This is a genomic window from Hymenobacter ginkgonis (assembly GCF_009755225.1).
Classification (GTDB): domain Bacteria; phylum Bacteroidota; class Bacteroidia; order Cytophagales; family Hymenobacteraceae; genus Hymenobacter; species Hymenobacter ginkgonis.
The window spans coordinates 940,195-959,518 of the sequence record NZ_WQKZ01000003.1 but is presented as its reverse complement, the minus strand read 5'-3'; the positions used below and the strand labels follow the sequence as shown (position 1 = coordinate 959,518).

14 protein-coding genes are annotated in these 19,324 nt (G+C 58.4%); 5 read left to right on the top strand and 9 right to left on the bottom strand.

Annotated elements, in window-relative coordinates; translation table 11 throughout:
* Positions 1-154: 154 nt before the first annotated feature.
* The gene (locus GO988_RS15360; RefSeq protein WP_157566982.1) at positions 155-2,344 is read right to left on the bottom strand and encodes a glutamine synthetase III family protein; all 2,190 of its coding nucleotides are present in this window, start codon (positions 2,342-2,344) and stop codon (positions 155-157) included.
* 272 nt (positions 2,345-2,616) lie between these two features.
* On the opposite strand from GO988_RS15360, the gene GO988_RS15355 reads away from it, so the two are divergent.
* The 3 genes from GO988_RS15355 (at position 2,617) to mtaB (ending at position 7,147) form a co-directional block, all read left to right on the top strand.
* A complete protein-coding gene (locus GO988_RS15355; RefSeq protein WP_157566980.1) occupies positions 2,617-4,440 on the top strand; it encodes an LTA synthase family protein in 1,824 nt (607 codons plus the stop codon).
* A gap of 30 nt (positions 4,441-4,470) precedes the next feature.
* Positions 4,471-5,712: a glycosyltransferase family 9 protein gene (locus GO988_RS15350; protein ID WP_157566978.1), complete on the top strand. Its 1,242-nt coding sequence runs from the start codon at positions 4,471-4,473 to the stop codon at positions 5,710-5,712.
* 70 nt (positions 5,713-5,782) lie between these two features.
* On the top strand, positions 5,783-7,147 hold the full coding sequence (gene mtaB / locus GO988_RS15345; protein WP_157566976.1) for a tRNA (N(6)-L-threonylcarbamoyladenosine(37)-C(2))-methylthiotransferase MtaB: 1,365 nt from the start codon (positions 5,783-5,785) through the stop codon (positions 7,145-7,147).
* Positions 7,148-7,232: 85 nt separating this feature from the next.
* On the opposite strand, the gene GO988_RS15340 is transcribed toward mtaB, so the two are convergent.
* On the bottom strand, positions 7,233-7,790 hold the full coding sequence (locus GO988_RS15340) for a helix-turn-helix domain-containing protein (protein WP_157566974.1): 558 nt from the start codon (positions 7,788-7,790) through the stop codon (positions 7,233-7,235).
* Between the two features lie 88 nt (positions 7,791-7,878).
* Complete coding sequence (locus GO988_RS15335) at positions 7,879-9,126, bottom strand: ABC transporter permease (RefSeq protein WP_157566972.1); 1,248 nt, start codon at positions 9,124-9,126, stop codon at positions 7,879-7,881.
* A 150-nt stretch (positions 9,127-9,276) separates the two neighbouring features.
* Here GO988_RS15335 and GO988_RS15330 point away from each other — a divergent pair, with 150 nt between their 5' ends.
* On the top strand, positions 9,277-10,542 hold the full coding sequence (locus GO988_RS15330) for an asparagine synthetase B (RefSeq protein ID WP_157566970.1): 1,266 nt from the start codon (positions 9,277-9,279) through the stop codon (positions 10,540-10,542).
* A gap of 139 nt (positions 10,543-10,681) precedes the next feature.
* Here the strand turns inward: GO988_RS15330 and porX are convergent, their stop codons facing one another.
* Positions 10,682-12,250, bottom strand: coding sequence for a T9SS response regulator signal transducer PorX (gene porX / locus GO988_RS15325; RefSeq protein WP_157566968.1), 1,569 nt, complete (start codon positions 12,248-12,250; stop codon positions 10,682-10,684).
* A 224-nt stretch (positions 12,251-12,474) separates the two neighbouring features.
* Between porX and GO988_RS15320 the strand changes: the two genes are divergently transcribed.
* Complete coding sequence (locus GO988_RS15320) at positions 12,475-13,704, top strand: HD domain-containing protein (protein WP_157566966.1); 1,230 nt, start codon at positions 12,475-12,477, stop codon at positions 13,702-13,704.
* Between the two features lie 12 nt (positions 13,705-13,716).
* Here the strand turns inward: GO988_RS15320 and GO988_RS15315 are convergent, their stop codons facing one another.
* The 5 genes from GO988_RS15315 to GO988_RS24640 all read right to left on the bottom strand — a co-directional run bounded on the left by GO988_RS15315 (position 13,717) and on the right by GO988_RS24640 (position 19,276).
* A complete protein-coding gene (locus tag GO988_RS15315; protein ID WP_157566964.1) occupies positions 13,717-14,343 on the bottom strand; it encodes a DoxX family membrane protein in 627 nt (208 codons plus the stop codon).
* Positions 14,344-14,405: 62 nt separating this feature from the next.
* A complete protein-coding gene (gene dnaA / locus GO988_RS15310) occupies positions 14,406-15,935 on the bottom strand; it encodes a chromosomal replication initiator protein DnaA (RefSeq protein WP_157566962.1) in 1,530 nt (509 codons plus the stop codon).
* 155 nt (positions 15,936-16,090) lie between these two features.
* Positions 16,091-17,017 (bottom strand): bifunctional metallophosphatase/5'-nucleotidase, encoded by a 927-nt coding sequence (locus GO988_RS15305; protein WP_157566960.1) that lies wholly within the window; start codon positions 17,015-17,017, stop codon positions 16,091-16,093.
* Positions 17,018-17,124: 107 nt separating this feature from the next.
* Positions 17,125-17,871 carry a 5'-nucleotidase C-terminal domain-containing protein gene (locus GO988_RS15300; protein ID WP_157566958.1) on the bottom strand — a complete coding sequence of 249 codons (747 nt, stop codon included), beginning with the start codon at positions 17,869-17,871 and terminating at the stop codon, positions 17,125-17,127.
* Positions 17,872-17,989: 118 nt separating this feature from the next.
* Positions 17,990-19,276 (bottom strand): outer membrane beta-barrel protein, encoded by a 1,287-nt coding sequence (locus GO988_RS24640; RefSeq protein WP_157566956.1) that lies wholly within the window; start codon positions 19,274-19,276, stop codon positions 17,990-17,992.
* Between the last annotated feature and the right edge of the window lie 48 nt (positions 19,277-19,324).

The following is a 19,324-nucleotide window of genomic DNA, read 5'->3' as shown; positions in this document are numbered from 1 at the left end:
GCGCCTTTTCCTAAAAAGAGCCTCTACGCTAGTTTAAAGCGAGCCAGTGTAGTAGGCACATAAAAAAAGGCCGCGCCACCCGGCACGACCCTTTCCAAACCCGGACGCAGCGAGAATTCCCACCCAGCGCTGGTCCGTGGCTCCAACCCAATGGCTAGTGCCGGAACAAAAGTTCACGGTACTTCACCAGGGGCCAGTCCTCATCGGCCACAAGCAGTTCGAGCTTGTCGGTCGCGCGGCGAATAACCGCGAATTTTTCCTTTACCGTGTCGCAGTACGCAATGGCACGCTCGCGGGCATCTTCAATTTTGTTGGCGTCTTTACGAGCGTTGGTCATTTCATCAACCGTGCTCTTAATAGTCGATACATAACGCGAGATTGCTTTAATCATCTCTACGGTTACTTCGCTGTTTTCGTCGTCAAGGCCTAGCTCACGCAGGCCGCGCACGTTTTGCACCAGCTTGGTTTGATACGATATCGCAGTGGGAATGACGTGGTTAACAGCCAAGTCGCCCAGCACACGGCTTTCAATCTGAATTTTCTTGATATACTCATCCAGCAAAATCTCGTGGCGGGCGTGTAGCTCTACTTCCGAGAAAATGCCGTGGCGCATGAACAGCTCGGCAGCGTCGTCGCGCACCAGCGCGTCGAGTGCTTGGGGGGTGGTAGGCACGTTGGCTAGGCCGCGGCGGGCTGCCTCTTCCTTCCACTCGTCCGAGTAGCCATTGCCTTCGAAGCGGATATTTTTTGAACTGATGACGTAGTTGCGTAGCACGTCTACGATGGCTACTTCTTTCTTCTTGCCTTGGTTGATAAGCTCGTCTACCTCAGTTTTGAAGTCGATGAGCTGGTCGGCCACAATAGCGTTGAGCGTGGTCATGGCCGACGAGCAGTTGGCTGACGAGCCTACGGCACGCAGCTCAAACTTGTTGCCGGTGAAGGCAAAAGGCGAGGTGCGGTTACGGTCAGTATTGTCAAGCAAAATGGCCGGAATCTTATCAATACCGAGCTTGAGGTAGATGTTGTCGCCTTTGTCGAGCGGCAGCTTGGCAGTGCGCTCTAGCTCGTCGAGCACGCCGTCGAGCATCGAGCCCAAAAATACCGACATGATAGCCGGCGGCGCTTCGTTGGCGCCAAGACGGTGGTCGTTGCTGGCAGAGGCGATGCTGGCCCGCAGCAAGTCGCCGTAGCGGTGCACGGCCTTCACGGTAGTGATGAAGAACGCTAGGAACTGGAGGTTTTCCTTAGGCCGACGGCCGGGGGCGAGCAGGTTTACACCAGTATCGGTGCTCATTGCCCAGTTGTTGTGCTTGCCCGAACCGTTGACGCCGGCAAAAGGCTTCTCGTGCAGCAGCACCTTGAAGTTGTGCTTGAGGCCCACGCGGTCCATCACATCCATCAGCAGCTGGTTGTGGTCGATGGCTAGGTTAGCATCCTCGAAGGTTGGAGCGCACTCAAACTGGTTGGGTGCCACCTCGTTGTGGCGCGTACGCAGCGGAATACCCAGCGAGTTGGCCTCTTCCTCAAACTCGAGCATGAAGGCGTGCACGCGGGGTGGAATCGAGCCGAAGTAGTGGTCTTCGAGCTGCTGGCCTTTGGCGGGAGCGTGGCCAAACAGCGTGCGGCCAGTCATTACGAGGTCGGGGCGAGCGTCGAAGAGCGCCTTGTCAACCAGGAAGTACTCCTGCTCGATGCCGAGCGTGGTGTTCACGCGCTGCACGTCTTTATCGAAGTACTGGCACACGTCAACGGCGGCTTTTTCCAGTACTGCCAACGACTTAAGCAGCGGCGCTTTGTAGTCAAGCGCTTCGCCGGTGTACGCCACAAAAATGGTAGGAATACACAGCGTTTTGGCGCCTACCGTTTCAATGATGAAAGCGGGCGAAGTGGGGTCCCAGGCGGTGTAGCCGCGGGCCTCGAAGGTATTGCGGATACCGCCATTGGGGAACGACGATGCATCGGGTTCCTGCTGCACCAAGGCCGAGCCCTTGAAATTCTCAATTGGCCGACCATCTGAGTTGAGGTCGAAAAAGGAATCGTGCTTTTCGGCGGTGGCGCCGGTCAGGGGTTGAAACCAGTGCGTGTAGTGGGTGGCCCCTTTGGCCATGGCCCACGTTTTCATGGCCGATGCTACGGCATCAGCAACTGAACGCTCTACGGGCGTACCCTGCTTGATAGCTGCCTGTAGCTTCTTGAAATACTCGCCGGGCATGTTGGCCCGCATAGCTTCGAGATTAAACACGTTTTGCCCAAACGAGTCGGAGCGGCGGCCTTTTTCGGGCGTCACCGTCAGCGGCTGGCGCTGGTCCACAAGTTCGAGAGCTTTGAAGCGAAGAATTGCCATGAAATGAGAGGATGGGTATCGGTTTCAAGGCAAAAGTACGCCAAAAGAGATAATTCTTTGCCTTATCCCTCTCTAATTGGCACCAACTACCGGGTAAACAGCCCCAAAATCCCGACGAAGCCTTGTCTGTCAACAGGCTTGGGGCGCCGAGAATCTTGGTTAAATGCTTCGCAATTTAATCGTCCGGCTTATTTCTGGTTCTGCTTTACCTTGCCCGACTGGTTACTTTTGCGGCCGTGAAGAGTCGTGTTGCGTTTCCATTACGCTATTTTTTGGGTTGGTTGCTATTCCTGGAAGTAGGACGCGCAGTATTCTTGGTTTATTTCTGGAGTAAATCAGCTGCCCTACCCCTGGCTACGCTGCTAGGCACCTTTGGCTACGGGCTGCGGCTCGATGCCTCGGTGGCGGCGTACCTAAGTATAGTGCCCATCGCGGTTTTCAGCCTTACTAGCTTGGTGGGCCCCGGCGATGCGCTAAAACGCTTGGTGGCGGGCTACACTCTTTTGCTGGGGGCGGCCGTAATCGCCTTGCTTACCATCGACCTAGGTTTGTACCAGGCGTGGGGCTTCCGGCTGGATACCACGGTGCTGCAATACTTAAGTAGCCCGCGCGAATTGATTGCCTCGACGGGCAGTGCCCCGCTGGGCCGCCTGCTGCTGGCCTTAGCTGAGTTGGGGCTAGCGGGCTGCCTGCTCTATCGGTTGCTGGTGCGCCGGCTACCGCCCCTACCCCCCTATTTTGGGCGGGGCCGCGCGGCCCTGGTAGGGCTGCTCTACCTAATCCTGCTCATTGTGCCGCTGCGCGGCGGAGTGCAGCAAATACCCGTTAACCAGAGCGACGTTTATTTTTCAACGTATTCGTTTGCTAACCACGCGGCGGTGAATGCGGCCTGGAATTTTTTGGATGCCGTGCTCCGGCAGGGCGACGAGCACCCGGTGCCGCACTTCATGCCGGCTAGCTCAGCCCGCCAGTTGGTGCAGGAGCTGTACCCGCACCCAAAGACCCCTACCCCCTCGCCCAGTATTGAGCTACTGAGCGAGCCACGGCCCAATGTGCTGTTTATCATCCTGGAAAGCTTCACGGCGAAGCTAGTGGGGAGCGTAGGCGGCGAGCCCGGCGTGACGCCCAACCTCGACAGCCTAGCGCGCTCCGGTGTACTTTTCAACAATATTTACGCGGCCGGCGACCGTAGCCAGAAGGGCTTGGTGGCGCTGCTCTCGGGCTACCCCAACCAGCCCACTACCAGCATTATCAAGTACCAGCACAAGATTGAAACCCTGCCTCACTTGTGCCGTTCGCTGGGCGCGGCGGGCTACTCATCGGCCTATTACTATGGGGGCGAGTTGGCGTTTGCCAATATGCAGAGCTACCTGCGCACGGCCGGCTACGAGCGGCTAATTGGCCGCTCCGACTTTGCGGCCCGCGACCAAAATTCGAAGTGGGGCGCCCACGACCACGTGCTGTTCAACCGGTTGCTGGCCGACCTGGGGCAGCAGCGGGCACCCTTCTTCGTGACGGCTTTTACGCTGAGCAGCCACGAGCCGTTCGAGATTCCAATTGCCAGCCACTACCCCGGCACCGACGAAACCTCCCTGTACCGCAACTCGGTGTGGTACACCGATTGGGCTTTAGGGCGCTTCCTGAAGGCGGCGCAGCAGCAGCCCTGGTGGGCACATACGCTGGTTGTGCTGTGCGCCGACCACGGCCACCCGCTGCCCGGTGGCTCGGCTAATGAGGCACCTTCCAAGTTTCATATTCCGCTGCTGCTGGCGGGCGGGGCGCTGCGGCCCGAGGTGCGGGGTAGGGTGGTGTCTACCTTGGGTTCGCAAACCGACGTGGCCACTACCCTGCTGCGGCAGTTGGCGCTGCCCACTGCGTCGTATAAGTGGGGCCGTAACTTACTCGGACCCATTGCGGTGCCTTTTGCTTACTATTGCTACGACGATGGTTTTGGGGCCGTGGGGCCGGCAGGAGTCACGACGTTCGACAACGTATCTGGCCGCGAAACCAGCCGCACGCCCGGCGTACCCGCCCAGCAGCAGCAGCGCGGGCAGGCCTACGAGCAAGAGTCGCTGCTCGATTTTTCTCGTCGCTAAGCCCTGCGGCCACCCAATACCTTTGTGCCCATGCTCGTCGAACTGCTCGCCCGCTTTCGCCAGATGCGCCGCCAGCGGCGGCGGCGGCATTTGTTTGCCAGCCTTAGCACAGCCGATGCGGCCGCGCTCGTCCAGCAAGCCGTGCCCGACCCCACGCGGGTGCTGGTGCTGCGCAACGACTCGATTGGCGATTACCTGCTTTTTCGGCCGTGGCTGCGGCAGCTCAGCCACGTAGTGCGCGGCCGCGGCCAGCGCCTCACCTTAGCGGCCAATGCGCTGTGGGCGCCACTTGCCCAAGCCTGGGATGGCGACGTGATTGACGAGCTGCTGGTGGTGGAATTTGGGCGGTTTACAACCGATTTGACTTACCGCGCTGCTATGCTGCGCCGCATTGGCGCCGGCGGCTACGGCGAGGTGATTTATCCGCTGCACGTGCGCGAGCCGACTGTTGAGAATTTTATCCGGTTTATGGAAGCGCCGGTACGCGTGGCTAGCCAAGGCGAGCACCACCACGATGCCTGGTTTACTACCCTCAACGCGGGCTATACCCAGTTGCTGCCCACTTCCCGGCAAGTGCTTTTTGAATACGACCGCAACGGAGAGTTTTTTGGTAAGTGGTTGACGACAGTGACGGCCATGGCCAGCCCGCTGGTCTTAGCCAGCCAGGCCCCTACCCCCTCGCCCGAGCTAGATGCACCGCCGCTTCGGCTTCCGCTGGTGGTAATGGCTACCCCCTCAACGGCCTCAAGTTCTCCCTACCTCGTGCTGTTTCCGGGGGCTAGTGCTCGGCAAAAGCGTTGGCCGACCAAGCACTTTGCTCTCCTGGCGGTGGCCTTGCACCAGCGCTACGCTGGGCACTACCGGCTGGTGCTGGCCGGCAGCCCCGGCGATGCCACCTACGCCCGCCAGATTCAGCAGGCGGCGGGGCCGGGGGTGCCACTCGAAAACCACTGCGGCCAAACCGACCTGCCGGGGTTGGCCCAACTAGTGGCCGGTGCACAACTTTTAATTAGCAACGACACCGTAGCGGCACACCTAGCGGCCCAAGCCGGCACGCCCTGCCTGGTGCTGCTGATGGGCGAAAACTACGGCAAGTTTTTTCCCTACCCCCCCCACCTATTGCGGGCGGCCTGCCGTTGCCTGTTTCCGCCTAGCCAGGAAACCCGCTTTGCGCAGGGCGATTTCAGCCCGCCCGCCCGCGACCCCGACCTACGCAAAATTGTGCCCAGCCGGGTACTAGCCGCTGCCGAGGAGCTACTGCGCCCGCAGTAGCGCGGCCCTACCCTAGGAGCTACAGAAATTCGCCGCCGCTCCGCCAGGGCTTTCGTATCTTTGTAGGCTGATGACTCCACAAACCGTTGCCTTTTATACGCTGGGCTGCAAGCTCAATTTCTCCGAAACGTCGGCCCTAGGCCGGCAGTTTGAGGAGCGCGGCGTGCGCCGCGTCGAGTTTGAGCAAGGCGCTGACGTATACGTTGTTAATACCTGCTCCGTCACCGACCATGCCGACCGCAAATGTCGGCGCGTAGTGCAGCAAGCCCTCAAGCATAACCCGCGGGCCTTCGTGGCCATTGTAGGCTGCTACGCGCAGCTCAAGCCCCAAGAGATTGCTACTATTCCGGGGGTAGGCGCCGTGCTAGGAGCCGCCGAGAAGTTTCGGCTAGCCGAAATTCTCAGCGAGTTGGAATTGCCCGAGCCAGCAGCATTGCCAGCCCCCGGCCGAGTGTTTGCCTCGCCCATTTCGGAGGCTACCGAGTTTCACCCGGCGCAGTCGCTGGGCGAGCGCACCCGCACTTTCTTGAAGGTGCAGGATGGCTGCGACTACTCGTGTTCGTTTTGCACTATTCCGCTGGCGCGTGGGGCTAGCCGCTCGGGCAGTGTGGCCTCGGTGGTCGAGCGGGTTGAAAAACTGGCGGCCCAAGGGGTGCAAGAAATCGTGCTTACGGGCGTCAACCTGGGCGATTTTGGTTTGCAGGGCCCCGAACGCCAGCGAGTGGAAGATTTCACCCAGCTGGTACGCGCGCTCGACCAAGTAGCAGGCATTCGCCGCTTCCGCATTAGCTCGTGCGAGCCCAACTTGCTCACCGACGAAATTATCCAAACCGTAGCGGCCTCGCAGCGCTTCATGCCGCATTTCCACCTGCCGCTGCAAAGCGGCTCGGACAAGATTTTGGGCCTCATGCGCCGTCGCTACCGCCGCGCCCTCTACGCCGAACGCGTGGCCCGCATCAAAGAACTGATGCCCCATGCGGGCATTGGCGTGGATGTGATTGTGGGCTTTCCCGGCGAAACCCAGGCGGAGTTTCTGGAAACCTATAACTTCCTCAACGAACTGCCGATAAGCTACTTGCACGTTTTTCCGTACTCGGAGCGGGCCAATACCCTTGCGCCTACTTTGGTCGGGCGGGTGCCCGAGCGCGTGCGCACCGAGCGCACCACGCAGCTGCGCAGCTTGTCCGAAAAGAAAAAGCGCTTTTTCTACGAACAGCACGCGGGCTTCGAAACGGAAGTGCTGTTTGAAGACGACATCACCGACGGCCGCGTCGAGGGCTACACGCCCAACTACATCCGCGTGGCGGCCAAGTACGACCCATTGCTAGTCGGCGCCATTCGCCCGTTGCGTCTCACCGAAGTAAATGCACTAGGATTAATGGAAGCGGAGGAAGTGGGCATCTTGGCTGATTTTGTGCACCTGCCGCAGGTTTAGCCTTAATTACCTCCTACCCCAAAACAAAGCCGGCTCCCTATGCGCAGGGAGCCGGCTTTGCTTTGGGGTAGTTCTTGAACTTCAGCTAAGCTGGGCGACTCTGCAACATCGCCACCATTTGTTGCATAAGCTGTTGCTGTTCCAGCAGGTGCTGGTTGCGCTGCTCGGCCAGCGCTAGTTGGTGCTGAAGGTGCTGCGTGTTCAGAATCGTGGCCAAGTAGCTAGCATCGGGAAGCGGGGGTAGGGCGGGCGCCGCTTCTACTTGCGCAGGGGGAGCCGGCGCGGTTGCGGCTGCTGGTGCGGGGGGGGTAGGCGCAGCCACGGGAGCAGCTACCAGGGGCTCCGGCGCGGCAGGCGCCGGCAGTGGAGCCACGGGCCCGGAGGTGGGTGCCGAAGCCGCCAGCGGGGGTGCCTCGTCGGCCATCATAGGGCCTTGGCCTAGCAACAGCCAGTCTTTCGAGACATTTGGGTAAACCTCAAACACCTTACACAGCAGGTCGTAGCCGGGCTTGTTGCGCTCGTCTACCAGGTGCTGAATGACGGTGGCCGTCTTGTCCAACGACTGTGCGAAGGCGTTTTTACTCAACCCAAGGTGCTGAATAAGTTGGGTAAAGCGTTGGCCGATGGACGAGGGGGTAGGCATTTGCACAAATGGAAAGTTGTGCAAATGTAAAAGGCCCGGCCACTTTGCAGCGGCCAGGCCTTTCAATAAACTACTAAGCAGGCCTTGTCTACTCGTAGCGCAGGCTTTCGATGGGGTCGAGGGCAGCGGCTTTGCCCGCAGGGTACGAGCCAGCCAGCAGGCCCACCGTTACGCAGATGGTCAGCCCTACCCCCACCCACAGCCACGGCACTAAAAACGACTTGCTGCCCGCTAGCACTGCCACGCCATTGCCCATGCCAATGCCCAGCAAGATGCCCAGCGAGCCACCCATCACGCAGATGACGATGGCCTCAATAAGAAATTGCAACCGCACTTGCCGCGAAGTAGCCCCCAGCGCCTTGCGAATGCCGATTTCGCGGGTGCGCTCCGTTACCGAAACCAGCATAATGTTCATGAGCGCGATGCTGGCCCCGAGTAGCGTGATGAATGCCACCAAGCCACCGCCCACTTGCACTTTGCCGGTAAGCGAGTCGAGTTCGCCGGTGAGCGAATCGGGGCTTTCAATATCAAACGAGTCTTCCTGGCCCAGGCGGTCGTGGCGCACGGCGCGCATCACGCCGGTGGCCTGGCTCTGCAAAAAGGCAAGCGCGCTGGCGGTGGTAGTAGCCGTTTTCACGTCGTAGGTGAGGGCACCTTGGCGGGGTAGTTGGTTGCCGGTTTCGAGGGGCACCAGCAGTAGGCGGTCGGCACCGGAGCCGCCCATGGTGCTGCCACTTTTTTCGAGCAAGCCCACCACCTGAAAGCGCCGGCCCAGCGAGTAGATGTACTGGCCGACCGGGCTTTGACTAGGGAAAAGCTTATCCTTCATTTCCTGGCCGATGATGGCCACGTTGGCGCCGGTTTGCAGCTCGGCGGGTGAGAAGGTGCGGCCCTGGGTGAGGGTGTAGCTCTGAATGCGCAGGTAGTTTTCATCGCCGGCCACTACCTGCATGTTGGGGTTGGTTTTCTGGCCGTTGGCCTTGATTTCGGTGGCCCCGCTGATGAAGGCCGACAAGCCCACCACAGCCGAGGGCTCGCGGCGGCTCAGCTCTTTTTTGTACAGGCTGGCTTGCAGGTAGCTAAGCGCCGGATACTGCTTGCCCTGTACGCCGCCGCGCCGGAAGCGGTTGCTGTACCCCTTAGCCTTGATTTCAAACGCATTAGCCCCCAGGCTGGCAAACGTATCGCCAATGGAACTGCGCATGGCGTCGATGGCCGTGAGGATGCCCACCAGTGCCATTAGCCCGATGCTGACGATGAGGGCGGTGAGGATGGTACGCAGCAAATTGCCCGAGATGGAACGCAGCGCTTCGCGGATGTTTTCGAGGAAACTCATAAAATCACAGAGGGAGACGGATGGCGCAGATTGGCGCAACGCCGGGGGGTAGGACGGGCGGAACGCTGCAAATTTCGGCGCTACGCCCGTACCTTGAACTACGGTTGCGGCGGGCTCGTTTGCTCTGCTGGTTAATCTGGCCCCAAAAGTATGTTTTTAAAGCGTCTTGCCCTGCTGTTTGTCTTGCTGGCCCCTACCCTGGCAGCCCACGCCAACCACTTGTTCATCCCGATGGATGAAACCCAGAAGGAGCACTTGAAGGCTTACGGCCTGTGCTACTGGGCGTTGAGCAAGCAAATTGAAGTGGATTGGCTGCTGAATTACCGCGGCGGTTCTTTTGCCTGCGATGCGCAGCCGGCGATTGAAAATGAATTGAATGTGCGCGGCATTACCTTCCAAACCATTTCGGAGGCGCAGTACACCAGCATCCTCTCGGCCATCGCCGACCCCAACGCCAACATGGACGTGATGAAGCTGGAGAAAGTGCCCAAAATCGCGGTGTACACGCCCAAGGGCAAGCAGCCCTGGGACGATGCCGTGACGATGGTGCTCACCTACGCCGAAATTCCGTACGATAAGATTTATGACGATGAGGTGCTTTCAGGCGTGCTGCCCAAGTACGACTGGCTGCACCTGCACCACGAAGATTTTACGGGGGAGTACGGCAAGTTTTACGGCACCTACCGCTACGCGCCCTGGTACCAGCAACAAGTGCGCGAGGCCGAAGCGGCGGCCAAGCGCAACGGCTTTGGCAAAGTGAGCCAGATGAAGGCGGCCGAAGCCGTAAAAATGCAGGAGTTTATCGCCGGCGGCGGGTTTATGTTTGCCATGTGCTCGGCCACCGACAGCTACGACATTGCGCTGGCGGGCCTGGGCGTTGATATGGCCGAGAGCATGTACGACGGCGACCCCGCCGACCCCAATGCGCAGGCCAAGCTCAATTTCAACCGCACGCTGGCTTTTCAGAACTTTCAGCTGAAAACCAACCCTATGGAGTACGAGTACTCCAACATCGACATGCAGCCCGGCGAGCGCGGCTTATACGAGCAAAACGATTATTTCCAACTCTTTACCTTTTCGGCTAAGTACGACCCGGTGCCGACGATGCTGACGCAGGACCACGAGAAAACCATCCACGGCTTTATGGGCCAAACGACGGCCTTTCGTAAAAATCTCATCAAGCCCGACGTCATTGTCATGGGCGAAACCAAGCAGGATGGCGAGGTGCGCTACATGCACGGCACGCTCGGCAAAGGCACCTGGACGTTCTACGGCGGCCACGACCCTGAAGACTACCAGCACTTGGTAGGCGAAGAGCCAACCGATTTGTCATTGCATCCTAATTCGCCGGGGTATCGACTGATTTTGAATAACGTGCTATTTCCGGCGGCGAAGAAGAAGAAGCAAAAAACCTAAGTCATATAGCAATAACCGTAAAACGTCATTCCGAGCTTGTCGAGGAATCTCACTCGCGCCACCCAGGATTTCTGGACGATGCAAGTGAGATTCCGCGGCAAGCTCGGAATGACGTTTTACGGTTATTAGCTAAAAGAACTTAGCCCTTGGCAGTCAGCGTGATGTAGGGAATAATGCACTCCTCCAACGATACGCCGCCGTGTTGGAACGTGTCCTTATAGTAGTTCACGTAGTAGTTATAGTTGTTGGGGTAGGCGAAGAAATAGTCGCCGAGCGTAAAGACGTAGGCCGTGCTCACGTTTTCGCGGGGTAGGAAAATGCTCTCCGGCTTGCGCACCACGTACACATCGCGGCTTTCGTCAAAGCCTAGGTTGCGGCCGTGCTTGTAGCGCAGGTTGGTATTGGTATTGCGGTCGCCCACAATCTTATACGGGCGCTTTACGCGAATGGTGCCGTGGTCGGTGGTGATGATGAGCTTGCCCTTTTTCTCGGCAATGGTCTGGAGCATTTCGTAGAGCGGCGAGTGCAAAAACCACGAGCGCGTGAGGCTACGGTAAGCACTTTCGTCGGCGGCCAGTTCGCGAATCATCGCCATGTCGGTGCGGGCGTGCGAGAGCATGTCCACGAAGTTGTAGACGATGACGTTCAACTTGTAGTTGTTGTGCAAGTTGGTCATCTTGCCTAGCAAATCCTTACCCGCCTGTAGGTTAGTTACCTTGTGGTAGCTGTGCTTAGCCTTTTGGTTGTTGCGCTGGAAATTAATTTCCATGAACTCGGCCTCGTGGAGGTTTTTGCCTTCCTCGTCTTCATCCCACACCCAGAGGTTGGGGTATTTTTTCTGCACTTCGCCCGGCATCATGCCCGCGAAGATGGCATTACGGGCATAGGCCGTGGTAGTAGGCAGAATGCTGTAGTACAGCTCTTCCGAGTCAACCGTAAACAGCTCGGCAATAATGGGTTCCAGCACTTTCCACTGGTCGTAGCGCAGGTTATCGATGAGCACGAAGTACACGGGCGTATCACCGGTTTGCTTCATCAGCGGAAATACCTTCTCCTTAAACAATTGGTGCGACATGAGCGGCGCGTCTTTGTCGCGGCCGTTCACCCAGTCCTCGTAGTTCTCAATAATGAAGCGGCCGAAGTACGTATTGGCTTCGTCCTTCTGCATATTGAAAACCTCGGCCATGCTCTTGCCTTCGGTTTCATTAATCTCCAACTCCCAGTATACCAGCTTCTTATATACGTCTACCCACTCCGAGGGGGATAGGCGGTCGGAGAGCTGCATGCCGAGCTGGCGGAAATCGCGCTGGTAGCCCGAGTTGGTGGTCTCGGTAATAAGACGCTTGTTATCAAGCACTTTCTTTACCGACAGCAAAATCTGGTTCGGGTTGACTGGCTTAATCAGGTAATCCGCGATTTTGGCGCCAATGGCGCCTTCCATAATGTGCTCTTCCTCACTCTTGGTAATCATCACGACGGGCACCGTGGGACGCACCACCTTGATTTCAGTAAGCGTTTCGAGGCCGGTGAGGCCCGGCATATTTTCATCCAGAAAAACCAGGTCGTAAGCGTTTTCCTGCACTTCTTCCAAGGCATCGGCGCCCGAATTGACGGGCGTGACGTCGTAGCCCTTCTCTTTCAGGAATAAGATATGGGGCTTGAGCAGGTCAATTTCGTCGTCGGCCCAAAGAATGGAGTATCGTTGCATAAGCGGGGACGCCAAGCTTGCGCTTCGCGAAGAGGTAAATAGGATTTGTAAGTGTTAGCGTAGCTAACGGTGGCGGTTGCTCCGGTAGTATCCCAGAGGGCAAGCCCGCCGTAGCTTTACCGGAAATCCGGCGTTTAGGTTCGTATAAGAACAATTTAGTCGGCAGACGGGATGCCCTTATCTGCTAACGCCTTGCCCAGCCGGTGCCAGGCTGCTTCGCTCCAATGAACAAAAAAAAGATATTTAACGACCCCGTGTATGGCTTTGTCACCGTGCCCACGGAGTTGTTGTTTGACCTGATTGAGCATCCGTATTTTCAGCGGCTGCGGCGTATCCAGCAGTTGGGGCTCACTAACTTCGTGTATCCAGGGGCGTTGCACACGCGCTTTCACCACGCGCTGGGGGCCATGCACCTCATGCAGCTGGCCCTGCGCACACTCAAAGATAAGGGAGTAAAAATTTCGGCAGCCGAAGGCGAGGCGGCGCAAATTGCCATCTTGCTGCACGATATCGGCCACGGCCCCCTGTCGCACGCCCTCGAAACGTCCATTTTTCAAGACGTGCCCCACGAGCAGCTCTCGCTGTACCTGATGGAGCGGCTCAACGAGCAGTTTAGTGGGGGACTGAGCCTAGCCATTCGCATGTTTCAGGGCGATTATGAGCGGCCATTCTTTCACCAATTGGTTAGCTCCCAGCTGGATATGGACCGGCTCGACTACCTCAACCGCGACTCGTTCTACACGGGTGTGGAGGAGGGTAGGCCCGGCGCCGACCGCCTCATCAAGATGCTGCAAGTAGCCAACGAGCGGCTGGTGCTGGAAGAGAAAGCCGTGTATTCGGTCGAGAATTTCTTGGTAAGCCGTCGGCTGATGTACTGGCAAGTATATCTGCACAAGACAGTTACGAGCGCTGAGCAGATGGTTATCCGCGTGATGCAGCGGGCCCGCGACCTGGCCCGTGCTGGCGTGGCGGTGCCCGGCAGCAGCTGCCTCACCTACTTTCTGGGCCGTGCCGTCACGCTCATCGAGTTCGAAGAAAACCCCGAAATTCTGAGTCATTTCGTGCAGCTAGATGACATCGACATCTGGGGCGCTATCAAATCCTGGACCAGCCACCCCGATAAAGTGCTGAGCTTTTTGGCTAAAAGCCTGCTCAATCGGCAGCTGTTCAAAATCGTTATCCGGCCCGAGCCCTACGACGAGGAGTTTCAGCTGGGTATTGTGGAGTTAATCGCCGAAAGTTTCCAATTGCCTTTGGACGAGGCGCGCCAACTCATGATAACCGGCCGCCTCAGCAACACCGCTTACGACTCCAACGGCCACGAAACCATCGATATTCTGACGAAGCTCGGCAAAGTAGTGAACGTGACGGAGGCCTCGGACCTGCCCAACATCCGAGCCCTGAGCCAGAAGGTGCAGAAATTTTATATCTGCTACCCCAAGGAAATTCTGTGAGCCGGCGCGCTGCTAGTGCCAGTAGTGCCACAGGGTAGCGTAATAGCGCTCTAAGTAGTCGAAATAATGGGCCAGATAAGCTGGGTCGGTGCTGGTGCGGTAGAGTAGTTGGGGCAAGCGCCCTACCCACTCTACCGCCAACAGGCCAAGCGGCAGTAGCAACCACGCTCGCCAAGCGTAGCTGAACCGAGTGGTTAGTCTTTGGGTAAGTGCGCGGTAAGCGGCCAGCATCCGGTCACGGTAGTGCCAGAATATCAGGAAAATTAGCCCGAGGTAGTAAGGCAGCCGCCAATAAAACTCCTCCATTTTCAGGTAGGTGATGTCGGCAATAAGAATATTAACTGCGATGGGCAGCAGTAGCAATGCCCCGAGTAGCGCCGTGCGGTTCCAGAGCAGCAGCAGGGCGGCCACGACCTGAGAAATCCCGATAAATGACTTAAACGGCTCGAAGCTACACAGATACCAATAAAGCCTGAACAGACTGAGCTGGCTTATTGGCTGGGTAGTTTCGGCTGGGGTAATGCCAAATTGGTGACCACTGAGCTTAGCGCCTCCGTAGGCAATGAAAATCACGGCCAAGTATACTCGGGCACTCAGGATAAAAAAGTCCCACAGGCGGGCACTTATTTTTACGGGCATAAGGCTGGTTTTCAGTTAAAACCAAAAATAGCGCTATCTCGCTGCCAGCCAGTATGCCGTGTTTATTTCTGCACGAATTTCTTGCGCAGTTCCGTAATCTGCTCCTTAAACTTTTTGTCGGAATCAATCAAATCCGACACCGTTTGCACCGAGTGAATGACGGTGGCGTGGTCCCTACCCCCAAAGTGGTAGCCAATAGTTTTGAGCGAATGATTGGTGTGCTCCTTGGTGAAATACATGGCGACTTGCCGCGCCGTCACGATTTCTTTTTTGCGGGTTTTATCCTTCAACAAGTTTACCGGCACGCCGAAATAATCGGCCACGGTTTTCTGGATAAAATCAACGTTGACTTCGGCCTCTACTTCCTCAATGATGTGGCGCAGGGCGCCTTTGGCCATTTCGAGGTCAATGTCGCGGCGCGTCAACACGCTCTGAGCCAGCAGAGTAGTGAGCACACCTTCGAGTTCGCGCACGTTGGTTGGCACCGAGTGGGCCAGGTATTCTACCACTTGCGGCGCGATTTCCATCCCGTCCTGCTGCGCCTTGTTTTGGATGATGGCGATGCGCGTTTCGAAGTCGGGGCTTTGCACGTCGGCCGTGAGGCCCCACTTAAAGCGCGATAGCAGGCGGTCTTCCAGCCCGCTGAGCTCGCGTGGTGGGCGGTCCGACGTCATGATAATCTGGCGCCCGCCCTGGTGCAAGTGGTTGAAGATGTGGAAAAACATCTCCTGCGTTTTGCCCTTATTAGCCAAGAACTGCACGTCGTCGAGAATAAGCACATCGACGAGCAGGTAGAAGTTGGCAAAATCCTGCACGGCGTTGCGTTGCAGGCTTTCGATAAACTGGTTGGTAAACTTTTCGGCCGACACGTAAAGCACGAATTTTTCAGTATTCGTAGCCTTGATGTGGTTGCCGATAGCTTGCACGAGGTGCGTTTTGCCCAGCCCTACCCCCCCGTATACCATCAAGGGGTTGAAGGCGGTGGTACCGGGCTTGTTGGCAACCGCAAGGCCCGCCGAGCGCGCCAAGCGGTTGCAGTCGCCTTCTACGTAGTTATCAAAGGTATAAGTGGTATTGAGCTGCGACGGCACAATGTTGCGGTCCATCGTTTTGGCCGCGTCGAAGGGGTTGCGCAAGGTGGTGGCAGCCTGCGCGGCAGCGCTCGCTTGGTTGGCACCGGGCACCAGGTGGCGCGCCGCGGGCGCGGCCGGCCGCAGGGGGTGGCTGCCGCTGGCCGGCGAGCCGTAGGTAGGTCGGCCTTCGGAGGAGGGGTTGCCGGGTGCCGCCTTGCGAGCGGGGGGTAGGTGCATGGTCTTGGCTGAGGCCTGGGCGTTGCCCTGGTCTACTACTACGCTGTATTCGAGGCGGCCTTCGGAACCTAGCTCTTGGTAGATGGCGCGCTTTAGCTCCTCCACGTAGTGTTCTTCGAGGAACTCGTAGAAGTACACACTGGGCACCTGAATGGTGAGCACCTTGCCTTGCAGCTCGATTGGCACCACGGGCTCAAACCATGTGCGGAAGCTCTGCTCGCCCACTTCCGCGCGGATAGCGCGCAGGCAGCTGGCCCAAACGGTGCGAAAATCCTGCGGCATGAGGTGGGAAAAAAAACAAGCCCGGACGAGCAGCCGGCGGCGAAATAAAGCGCCTCAAGTGCGGCCGGCACGCTACCGGCCGCGCTTGGGGGGGACAAATTTGCGCATAAACCAGCAGACAAAAAAGCTGCCAAAAGCTTGCTTTTATCGGGCGGCTAGCAGGTAGCCCCAACTGGCAGCACGAGCGCGCTGGTAGCGCGCACGGGCCGGGCCCCGCGCCGCAGCTCGTAGTCGATGCGGCCGAGGTTAATTCCGGACCAACCTACCTGATTTATAAGGGTAACGTGGCCGTTGGGACCCGTGATGGGTTCGGGGGCGGGCATAAAGGTGTGGGTGTGGCCGCCCAAAATCAGGTCGATGCCGCCCACCTGCGCGGCGAGCTTGCGGTCGTCAAGTTTTTCACTTTCGTACTGGTAGCCGAGGTGCGAGAGGCAGATAACCATGTCGCAGCGCTCGTTTTGACGCAGTTGTTGTACTTGGGCTTTGGCCACCGTTACGGGGTCGAGGTACTGGGTAGTGCCAAAATTTTTGTCGGCTACCAGGCCTTTCAACTCAATGCCCAGGCCAAAAACGCCAATACGGGCGCCACCTTTTTCAAACACTTTATAGGGCTGAAACCGGCCCGCCAGCATAGTACTCGTGAAGTCGTAGTTAGCGATGAGAAACGGAAAGCCAGCATTAGGCAGCTGCTTTTGCAAGCCTTCGAGGCCGTTGTCGAAGTCGTGGTTGCCGAAGGTAGAAGCGTCGTACTTCATGCGGCTCATGAGCTTATACTCCATCTCGCCCTGGAAGAAGTTGAAGTACGGCGTGCCCTGCCAGATATCGCCCGAGTCAAGCAGCAGCACGTTGGCCTCCTGCTTGCGCACGCTGTCGATGAGGGCCTCGCGCCGGGCCATGCCCCCAAGGCCCGCCCACTGCGGGGCGTTGTCGGGAAAGGGCTCGATGCGCGAGTGCATATCGTTGGTATGCAAGATGGTGAGCTTGGCTGGGCCGCTAGCCGCCTCGGCTACTAGGTTGGGGCCGAGCAAGCTGAGGCCCGCGGTGCCGAGCAGGGATTTCTGAAGAAAGTCGCGACGCTGCATAGTTTTAGTTAACAAGTAATAAGGAGCAGAGAGCAGGTAGCGGCAGGCAAGTGCCCAGTGAACCCTTTACCAATGACTGTTCCTGGCCCACTGCTAGTTGCTCACGGTTACATAACTTTCACCCTACCCTCCACTTTGGCCGTTACGGGCTGGCCGGCAGCCGTGAGGGCCTTGATGTGGTCGACGATAACGGTGCGCAGCAGCAACCCCGTGTGGCGAACAGTAGCCGCCTTCAAAAACTCCATGTGGTCGCCGCCGCCAGCTAGGTAGTCCGAGATGGCGATAGAATAGGTCTTGGCTGGGTTGAAGGGCTGGCCGCCGATGCGGATGTTCTGGGCATGGCCCTCGGGGGTAGCGGTGTAGGTGGCGCCCGACACAGCCATGTGCAGGGGCGCGGCGAAGTCAAATAATTGCGTTACTACCGGGCCGGGCGCGTCGAGCACCAGTAGCTCGTTCTCGAAGGGCATGAGTTCGAACACGTTGCCCAGCGTGACGGGGCCGGCGGGCAGCGCGTTGCGCATCCCGCCGTTGGTCATCACGCCCAGGTCAATGGGTTGCCCGTTGAAATACTTGCTGGCCGAGGAGCGCTGCAAGTCGGCCACGAAATTAACGATGGGGTTTTCGCCGGGGTTTTTGCCTAGCGCCACCGGGGCCGTGCCAATTACCACCTGCATCTGGCGCTCTACCTGGTCGTGGAAAGGCTTGATGAAGTCGGCAGCGCCGGCGTCGGGGACCACCGCGCTGCCAACGGGCTGGCTGGTAGCAGCCGGCAAATGGGCCGTGGCCACGAGCGGGCCGCGCTGGCAAGCACTCAGCAAGAGCACGCTAGCGGCCAAAAGAGGAATAAATCGCATACGACGCAGGAAAGCAGCTTTTGTAAAGAACCGCAAAATTAACACGCAGGCATGAGCCGGCCGTGTGGCAGCGCGCCTTGGCCCCGGCCCCGGTAGCAGCTACCCCTTGCCTCCAGAGCTAGCGCGCTTTCGTTAAATCGAAGCTGACCAACACGCTGCCACGCACTACCGGCGTGCTGTAGGAAACGACCCGCATAAAGCCGTCGCTGCGCTCGGCGCGGCCCAGCAGGGAGATGGTATGCCCGGCTAAGCCGGCGGGCAGTTGCAGTCCTACCCCCGCCAGTAGCCCGAATTCGTAGTTGCGGAATGAATTGGCCAGAAATTGTTGGTTGCTGAACAAGGTATACCAATCGGTGCTAGTGCCGTTGCTAGCGGTGGAGCGTACCTGGGGGTCGATAGTGATAGCGTAGTTAAAACTGCCGCCCACTTCTACAAAGGGCCGCAGTTTTTTGCCGGGCATAGTGTAGCGTATCAGCACCGGCACCCGCAGGTAAGCGGTAGTAAAGCGCAGGTCGTAGTGCTGCGTAATAGTGAGGCCGCCGCCAGGCTGGTATTCCTGCTGCTGGTAGCTGCCCTCGGCTACTTGCCGCGCGTAATGCAGCTCGGCGCGCACCGCCAGCTTTTGCCGAAGCACCCGGCGACCTAGCTGCAGGGCCACGCCAACCTCTGGGGCTAGGCCCGCTGGGAGGGTAGCATCGGCCGTGGGGGTAGTAAACATTGTGCGGCTGGCCTGACCACCCACCACTATTTCCAGGTCCGTTGCTGTGCGCGATTGATGTACTTTGGCGAGTCGGTTGGGCTCGCGGCAGGCGTTATAACGCTCCACGGCTGCCACTAGCGCACTGGCCTTATACTCGGTTTTGCTCATGCTCAGCAATACGGCGGGGCAGTCGGCAAACTGCTCGGTGAGAGTGCCGCGGAAGACTGGCAACACTTGCTCGCGGCTGATATTACCTTCTAGTACTCGCTGGCGCACCTGCACCAACTCCGTGGGTAGCGGGGCACCCATTTTTTGTACGTAAAAGTGCTCCTGGCCTGTTTCATCGCGCCAGAGTAGCAGCGAGGCGGGCCCGTCGGCCAGAACTTCTAAAAACAGTTGACGCGGGGCGGCAGCCACTGGGGCGACCGCCGGCATAGGCGTTAGCTGGCTGATGAAGTGCTCGCCACTAGCCAGGCCGTACCCCCGCAGCTGTGCAGGCAGCCAGGTAGCTGTCGCGCCAGCGGCGGGCCGAAACAAGCACTGCTGCCCCCCACGGTGGGCGCCGCGGTAGTCTATATCCCCGCGCACTGTGTCGCCGGCGGGGCGCATAATGTAGCCGGGCCGAAAATCGGCTTGGGCCCGTGCGGCGGTGCTGCTAAGGGTTGCTGCAAGTAAAAATGCGGCGGCAAAGTAATTTTTCTTCACTCAATTTTAAACAATGGGATTAGGCAAAGGCTGGCAAAGGTAGAGCCC